2 protein-coding genes and 4 tRNA genes are annotated in these 2,444 nt (G+C 58.3%); 5 read left to right on the top strand and 1 reads right to left on the bottom strand.

Annotation, left to right across the window (positions count from 1 at the left end; all coding sequences use genetic code 11):
- Positions 1–314: 314 nt before the first annotated feature.
- Positions 315–1,658, bottom strand: coding sequence for an MBL fold metallo-hydrolase (locus tag Mhypo_RS17565; protein WP_119342505.1), 1,344 nt, complete (start codon positions 1,656–1,658; stop codon positions 315–317).
- A 174-nt stretch (positions 1,659–1,832) separates the two neighbouring features.
- Between Mhypo_RS17565 and Mhypo_RS17560 the strand changes: the two genes are divergently transcribed.
- The 5 genes from Mhypo_RS17560 to Mhypo_RS17540 all read left to right on the top strand — a co-directional run.
- A tRNA-Thr gene (locus tag Mhypo_RS17560) sits at positions 1,833–1,908 on the top strand.
- A 3-nt stretch (positions 1,909–1,911) separates the two neighbouring features.
- Positions 1,912–1,997, top strand: a tRNA-Tyr gene (locus Mhypo_RS17555).
- Positions 1,998–2,021: 24 nt separating this feature from the next.
- A tRNA-Gly gene (locus Mhypo_RS17550) sits at positions 2,022–2,097 on the top strand.
- A gap of 29 nt (positions 2,098–2,126) precedes the next feature.
- A tRNA-Thr gene (locus tag Mhypo_RS17545) sits at positions 2,127–2,202 on the top strand.
- A gap of 82 nt (positions 2,203–2,284) precedes the next feature.
- On the top strand, positions 2,285–2,444 hold a 160-nt coding region (locus Mhypo_RS17540), incomplete at its 3' end, for a GTP-binding protein (protein ID WP_240637341.1).

Raw genomic sequence — 2,444 nt, 5'->3', positions numbered from 1 at the left:
CGGTATCGCCCTCCGCTACGCGGATAACTTCCAAGGGGCGGTATCGCCCTCCGCTACGCGGATAACTTCCAAGGGGCGGTATCGCCCTCCGCTACGCGGATAACTTCGGTCGGGTTAGTTCGTCACCCTTTGGTGAGAACTAACCGAATCTGGTATCACCCCTGATAACTTCAATACCTGCAGTTCTATAGTCAGCAACCTTGCTATTGCTTTACTTATCCATATACCCACCCGACCCGTTCACGTCAAGTTTGTGCGCCCTCAGCAGCGCAAAATGGCCTTGAAAAGGCTGTGCACTGGATTCCACAACCCCTCTAAACTTCTATGGGTTTGCCCCATTCGGCCAAAAAAGCCCCTTTGCCACGCTCACGCAGAGCCTGACCCAGGCTTTGCAGTTTGTCCACCTCGCCATGTACGAGCGCCACCCGCTTCTCACTGTCCAGCCAGTCCAGCAGTTCATCGCGGCCCGCATGGCCCGAAAAACCCCCCAGGGTATGGGTTTTGGCCCGTACCCTAACGGTTTCGCCGAACATCCGCACCGTCTCGGCGCCATGGATAAGCAGCTCGCCCAGGCCCCCCCTGGGCTGGTAGCCGGTGATGATGACCGCATTGTTCGCCTCGGGCAGGCCGTGGCGCAGGTGGTGCAGGATGCGACCGCCGGAAAGCATCCCGTTGCCGGCAATTATGATCAGGGGCCCTTTCATCAAGTTGAGAGCTTTGGACTCTTCCACGCTTTGGGTGTAGTCAAGGCGCTTGGGACGAAAGGGATCAAGCCCGTGCGAATAGATGTGCTGCACTTCAGTGCTAAAGAAGTCCCGCACTTTGGGGTAAATCTCGCTTATTTTGGAGGCCATGGGCGAGTCCACAAACACCGGAACCACAGGAATGGCCTCCCGCTGCTCGAGCTCGCGGATATAAAACAGAATCTCCTGGGTGCGCTCGAGGGCAAACGACGGAATGAACACCTTGCCCTCCTGGCTCAGCACCCCGTTCAGAATGTCGGCGAACTCTTCCAGGGTGGCAGCAAAGGGGCGGTGGGAGCGGTCGCCATAAGTTCCTTCGCAGACCATCAGGTCTACCTGGGCGGGGTAATCGGGGTCGGTCAGCACATCCTTGCGCCGGTGTCCCAGGTCGCCGCTGAAAATCAGGGTCTTGTCATCGGCTTCTAGCTGAATGAAGGCACTACCCGGCAGGTGGCCTGCATCGCGCAAACGGTAACGGAAAGGCCCCAGGCTCTGAGTCTGGTAATAGGTGACCTCTTCCAGGCGGCCATACAGCTCGGCCAGGTCGTTTTCGTCCCAGGGCAAAGGCGGTGCCTCGCGGCCCTTGCGCCGCTGGCGCTCGCGCTCTTCTTGCATCAGCTTGAGCGAATCTTGCAATATTACCGGCAGAATCAGCCGGGTGGGCTCGGTCACATACACCCGGCCCCTGTAGCCCCGACGCAGCAGCAAGGGCAAGCGTCCAATATGGTCGTTGTGAGCGTGGGAAATTAGCACTGCATCAATGTGCTGGGGGTCAAAACCAAAAGGCTCCTCGTTGCGCTCTTCGTCCGCCCCCTGGTAGGCCCCACAATCGAGCAACAATCTGAAATCCCGGTGTTCGACCAGATGACAGCTACCGGTCACGGTCTGGGCCGCCCCAAAAGGAGTAATTTGCATGTCCGTACTGTACCAGACCTTCAGATGCTGGAACGCGGATCCCAAGGTGTCAGGCTTTGGCTTGTTTACGGCCTTTGTTTGGCTTGACAGCCCCTCGCGCGTGGTGTAACCTTACGACTTGGACGAGGTTCAACCCCTCTGTCCAAAGCAACCATCGGAAGAACAGCAAGCCGGGCCACCCTAGCTCAACTGGTAGAGCACCCGACTTGTAATCGGAAGGTTGTCGGTTCAATTCCGATGGGTGGCTCCACAAGGGTAGGTGGCCGAGTGGTTAAAGGCGACAGACTGTAAATCTGTTCTCTTCGGAGTACGGCGGTTCGAATCCGCCCCTGCCCACCAAAGCGCCTTAAAGGCGCGTCCAATGCGGGAATAGCTCAGTTGGTAGAGCATCTGCTTCCCAAGCAGAGGGTCGCGAGTTCGAGTCTCGTTTCCCGCTCCAGAAGCGCTATGTGCGCGAACACCTCAGGTGCTCGGGTAGCTCAGCTGGTAGAGCACACCCTTGGTAAGGGTGAGGTCGTCGGTTCAAGCCCGATCCCGAGCTCCAAACCCACACCGCCCGTCCACCGCTGCGGGCGGTGTGTTCCTGAAAAGGAAAACCTTAGCGGAAGCCAAAGGAGGCAACACAAATGGCGAAAGGCGTATTTGAGCGCACCAAACCCCACGTAAACGTGGGGACCATCGGACACGTAGACCACGGAAAGACCACCCTGACGGCGGCGATTACCTTCGTGGCGGCGGCGGCCAACCCCAACGTGGAGGTACAGGCCTACGATCAGATCGACAAGG

Origin of the sequence: Meiothermus hypogaeus (assembly GCF_003574035.1) — a bacterium.
Taxonomy (GTDB): Bacteria; Deinococcota; Deinococci; order Deinococcales; family Thermaceae; genus Meiothermus; species Meiothermus hypogaeus.
This window is presented reverse-complemented; position numbering and strand designations above follow the sequence as displayed.